At 43.6% G+C, this 4891-nt stretch carries 8 protein-coding genes; all 8 read left to right on the top strand.

Annotation, left to right across the window (positions count from 1 at the left end):
- The coding region (locus EBR25_12335) for a hypothetical protein (protein NBW41772.1) at positions 1 to 1554 on the top strand (1554 nt) is incomplete at its 5' end.
- Positions 1555 to 1599: 45 nt separating this feature from the next.
- Positions 1600 to 1971 (top strand): hypothetical protein, encoded by a 372-nt coding sequence (locus EBR25_12330; protein NBW41771.1) that lies wholly within the window; start codon positions 1600 to 1602, stop codon positions 1969 to 1971.
- Positions 1968 to 2246, top strand: a complete 279-nt coding sequence (locus EBR25_12325) for a hypothetical protein (protein NBW41770.1) — start codon at positions 1968 to 1970, stop codon at positions 2244 to 2246. The genes EBR25_12330 and EBR25_12325 overlap by 4 nt, the downstream gene beginning before the upstream one ends.
- The gene (locus EBR25_12320) at positions 2243 to 2470 is read left to right on the top strand and encodes a hypothetical protein (GenBank protein NBW41769.1); all 228 of its coding nucleotides are present in this window, start codon (positions 2243 to 2245) and stop codon (positions 2468 to 2470) included. The genes EBR25_12325 and EBR25_12320 overlap by 4 nt, the downstream gene beginning before the upstream one ends.
- Positions 2451 to 3851 (top strand): hypothetical protein, encoded by a 1401-nt coding sequence (locus tag EBR25_12315; GenBank protein NBW41768.1) that lies wholly within the window; start codon positions 2451 to 2453, stop codon positions 3849 to 3851. Before EBR25_12320 ends, EBR25_12315 begins: the two co-directional genes overlap by 20 nt.
- Positions 3848 to 4114 (top strand): hypothetical protein, encoded by a 267-nt coding sequence (locus tag EBR25_12310; protein NBW41767.1) that lies wholly within the window; start codon positions 3848 to 3850, stop codon positions 4112 to 4114. Before EBR25_12315 ends, EBR25_12310 begins: the two co-directional genes overlap by 4 nt.
- Positions 4111 to 4458 (top strand): hypothetical protein, encoded by a 348-nt coding sequence (locus EBR25_12305; GenBank protein NBW41766.1) that lies wholly within the window; start codon positions 4111 to 4113, stop codon positions 4456 to 4458. Before EBR25_12310 ends, EBR25_12305 begins: the two co-directional genes overlap by 4 nt.
- Before the next feature lies 1 nt (position 4459).
- Positions 4460 to 4891, top strand: a 432-nt coding sequence (locus EBR25_12300; protein NBW41765.1) for a hypothetical protein, incomplete at its 3' end; no start/stop codon positions are given.

Raw genomic sequence — 4891 nt, 5'->3', positions numbered from 1 at the left:
GGTAGAGGTATTGGTAGAGTTGCTGAACTAGGCCAAAAAGCTTTAGGAGCAGTAGCAGGCCCAGCTAGTCTCAAGAAAGAAGCTATTGAATCGGTACCTACGCAATATCAGGGGTTAGTGTCAGAGGCAGCCGAATCACCTGAAGCACTTAAAAAACTTCAAAGCTCTGGAGCGGCTGTAAAGGGGCTTAAGGAAGAAGTAGGGGATCTCAGTCAACAGCTTAAAACAAAACAGTCAAAAGAAGAGAGTCAATTTGAGCAAGCTAGAAAGGCTGTTGAGGAAGCTAACAAGATTAAGCAAGCTGATTATGATGCAGCCCTTAAAGAGGAAGATATCGCTCAGAAGCAGATGATGAGACAGACTATTGAAGAGGTCAAAAATGCTCGCTCAGCTGAAGCCGCAAATAAACTAGCAGAATCGGTTAATAGAGGGCTGAACGCGCAGAAACAAAAAGCAGTCGCAAAATATGATATTGCTTTTAATCAGATGATTGACCAAGTACAACCAAAATCATCTCAAATACTTAAGATGAGAAAGACTTTTAAAAAGGTTGACCCAGAGCTCAACCTCTATGCAGTTGAAACTAATAAGAGCCTTAGAAACTCTATGAAAAATCTAAAACAAGATGCTCTGACTGGAGCCTGGACTCAGGGTAAAGAGTTTAAAAGTATGGTTGAAATGGACCAAGCTATCGGTGCCGACCTTAGAAGGCTTAAGAAACTTCAGAATAGAGAATCATCACCTAACGTGCAGAGAGCTATCGACCAGCTTGAAACCGTCAAAATGCAGCTTGACTCTAGGCTAAATAGCGCTGAGTTAGGGCTAGAGGGTGATGTACTTGACCAATACAACGAAGCAAAAGCACACTATGCTGACTTTGCAAAAATGAGAGACGAGCTATTCGAGGCTAAACTTCTCGCACCTAAACGTAGTATTTCAGGTGTTAAAAAGTACGAGGCTACAGCTGAAAGCGCTAGTAAGTTTCTGCAGCCAAAAGTTGAAGATACTGAAAGGATGGCTAAGGTACAGGATGTTATGCAGAGATTACCAGGCGACCTGGAAGATAGTAGCGCACTAACTCCGGCACAATTTGCTCAGCTGAGGCAGCAAGCGACAGGCCCTGTTCCTCCATTATTGCCGGAGCGAACTCGCCCTCAGATGCCTAAACCTGAATTGGAAGGAGTACCTACACAACGCGCAGTTACCTCAGAAGAGCAAGCACTACAGTCTCAGATAGCCCAAAAAGAGGCTCAAATTGCGGAGCAGCGCCCCATGGCTGAAGCTTACTCAGAAATGCGCCCGCTTGAGCAAGAGAGAACAGGTATTCCTGGATGGGGTGCTATACGTCCTCAGTCTCCTCTTGAAAAGATACAGAGAGCTCAATGGATTGAGAAGAATATACCGGAACTAGCTACAACAATTAACCTTATAACGCGATTAAACACCCGTGTCACACCCGCTCTTATACAGAATCTATCAAGACAGTATCGGGTCGATCCAGCAGATATTGAAGGTTTTCTGGAAACCAAGAAGGGCGAGCAACAAAACCCTTGACACGCTGATTTCCCCATGTTAAGCTATTCTTAAGGGAGATTTAACATGGATGAAATCTTGAAAAAATCTACAAAAGACGCTGATTTGTTAAAACTGGGGGAAGCTATTAGCGACCCTCAGCTTATTCTATTCCTCTGCAAGAGCCTGCCTGGATACCCAGAATATATCGTCCGCATAGACACCGCTAGAAATAACGCGATTAGCGAGAGCAAGGTTTACAAGTACCCAGAAGCATACGCAAAAGCTTTTGTTGAGTATAGAGTTGACCTGGAACTCGGAGATATCCGCAGAGACAGGCTTTCCGCGTTTCAACTTCTTGAAGCGAAACTTCTATTTTCCAACCTAGAAATTTTAAGATCAAAAGAATTTATAAAACTTCATAAAGAAATTAAAGCGTTAGAGAGAGGTTGGTTATGAAAGTTTTGACTATGCCAAAACCCGAGCGTAAGACGACTCTTTTTGTTGTTTTACTAGATAACGGGAGAACTATTGAGATAAATGCGGAATCGTATGAGTTTGTAGTAGATGCCGACGAAACGCCTCTAATCTACCGATTTTTAAAGGGTCGAAAGCCTGTAGCGGATGTTGAGGGCGCGAGGGTGCGGCTAGTCATTGATTCTGAGGCGGCTGATGTGGAGCAGGCAATCGAGGCTATTCAGTTCAAGAAGAGAAATAGGAGGAGGGCACAGTGAAAGAGAAATTGCAAGATTTAAGCGACCGCGTAGTCAAACTCGTGGACAAAGCTATCTCTGACCTGGAATCAGAGCCAGAGCTAGGGGACAGAGAAGTGCGAGCTCTTGAGACTGTAAACAAGATTATTGCCGTTTTGGTTGAGCGAGAGAAAGGCCGTAAACAGGCCGACCCGATGGCTGACATGAGCGACGATGAGCTTCTAGATGCTCTGCAGGGAGACTGAAGTGCTAGACCTATCTAAGATGACCGAAAAGCAGCGCCATGCGTCTAATACCCTCATTAGAAGAGGTAACCTGCGTCACCTACTACATGAAAAACAGCAGCAGCTATACGACCTAGCCCATACACATCCAGAGGCTATGATTTACTCCTCTCGTAAAGTCGGTAAGTCTTATGCGATGGTTGTTCTCGGTATTGAACACTGCTTGAGACACCCTAACCAGATTGTAAAGCACGTATTCCCCACCCTGACACTAGCTAAAGAAGTTGTATCTGAGTTGATGGGAAAGATTATACCGTTCCTTCCTGAAGACCTTCAACCTCGTGCCTACCGAGGCGCTAGGCCACATTGGGTGTTTCCTAACGGCTCAGTCTATCATATTAACGGTGCGGACCCCAGTGCTGCGAATGGTCTTCGTGGACCTCGCTCTGACTTGTTCCTTCTTGACGAAATTTGCTTCTGGGATAAAGGCTCATTCTCCGATACGTTATTCGGTGCTATTATCCCTCAGCAGACTACAGTTCCTGTGAGAATTGTTTACGCATCGACACCGCCCGAAGATACCACTCACCCATCACTGGATATTGTTATCCAAAAGATGATTAAAGAGAAGACCCTCGTCAAGTTCACAATTTACGATAGCCCTCTAATGACTCCAGAAAAGATTAAGGAGCTCGAGAAACTATATGTTAACAAACCTAACCAGTGGAGACGCGAGTATCTTGCTGAGCTCGTTGCAAACGACGACCGTCGGGTTTGTCCGGAATTTCTCCGCAAATCTCATGTTGTGGATTATCTTCCACTTGATCGTGACCCCCAGATATACGACCAGGAGATGACTTATAGCGGATTTATTGTTGCTGACTACGGTATCGTCGATAACGCCGGTATTCTTGGATGTTGGTATGACCACCTTGAAAATAAGATGGTGGTTGAGTTTGAGCACGCAGAAAAAGCTATGGGCCTAAGAAAGTTTAAAGAAACCCTTGACAGTATAGAGGAGTCAATGGTAGACTGGTGCGAGAACGTAGATTATTGTATAGATGTGTTCGAGCAAGCAGGATTTGAACTTAGGAGCGAGTACATGCTAAGCTTCAGAAGGCCGTCAAAAGGCAAGATTGAAGACCAAGTTGGCGTACTTAGAAACGCTCTAGCAAACGAAAGAATCGTAATTAATCCACGCTGCAAACAGCTCATCCTACAGCTAGAACAAGGGTTGTGGAAAGATACTGAAAAAACCAAAGACTTTGAGCGCACATCAGAGCATGGTCACCTTGACTTAGTAGCAGCTCTCGTTTATGCTGTTAAATTTTGCCCATGGGGTCGCCGCCCTGGTCAATATAATATCGGTAATCTTTCGTTTGTTAACAGGAGAAGAAAATGAGAGCTCTTTTAGCTACGGTTTTAGTGGCGTCTGTTGGTCTTAGTTTATTGGATGTTTTTTTCTTGACGTTAAGTGTAGCGTGTGTTATCGCTATTGTATTGGACTCGTATTTTCAATCAAAAAGTGATTCATTTGAGAGACAAAGGAAAGATGTGGAAAATTTAGCCGAAGAAGTAAAATCTACCATAAGGGCACTAGAATCCGAGCAAGGGGTTTTGAAACTTAAAGTACAAAATCTAACGAATCCAGGGCGCAAACTATGATAAAACTTAAATTCGCTAAACAACTTAAATCCTTTAGAGGAATTGAGAAAGAGATGATGGCGCATCTCCAAGCTATGACAGATAACCTCTACGAAGCTATCACAAGAGGATTAAGTTACGACGAAAACTTGAACAGCAAGATCGTCAAGGTTGCTGTTACTTCTGGTAGGTCTTTTTCTTTAAACGCAAAAGAGTTACCAAAAATAGCTGGGGCTGTTCTGATTAATACAGGTGGAGCTACTGTTACAAGTTTTTCAATTATAACATCTGTTAGAGGCGATTTACAAGCTACTATAGAATGCAACACAAACGCAACAATGTCATTTCTTTTGATTGGGGGTTAATATGGACAATACTTACATTTTTCTTAAGGAAGCGGAAGAGTTAGTTAGAGAGCTAAATCACCGATGGGATAAATTTGCAAACCATAATATGTCTACAGGTATGCTCGATATTTGGACACGTGCGTATCAATGTTATTACGGGGAAATGGCTGCTCCATCATATACTACAGGTGTTGCGGGAGAGCAGGACGAGTATAGTACGCTGCAGGTGAATCATGCACGTAATGTGATTAAGCACGTTATTGCCATGGTTACACAAAACCGAATCAACTTTGATGTGACCTGTACAAACACGGACTTGTCTGCCAGAAACACTACGATTGTCGCAAGAGCGGTTCTCGACCAACTGTTCTACGAGAAGCAATTTGAACGCGAGTACCACTCAATGCTGGAGATGGGTCTAATCTTCGGTATGTCTTTCATTGTTGCACGC

The sequence above is a fragment of the bacterium genome (assembly GCA_009926305.1).
In the GTDB taxonomy this organism is placed as follows: domain Bacteria; phylum Bdellovibrionota_C; class UBA2361; order UBA2361; family RFPC01; genus RFPC01.
The sequence above is the reverse complement of the archived record's forward strand: the minus strand, read 5'-3'. Positions and strand labels throughout refer to the sequence as shown.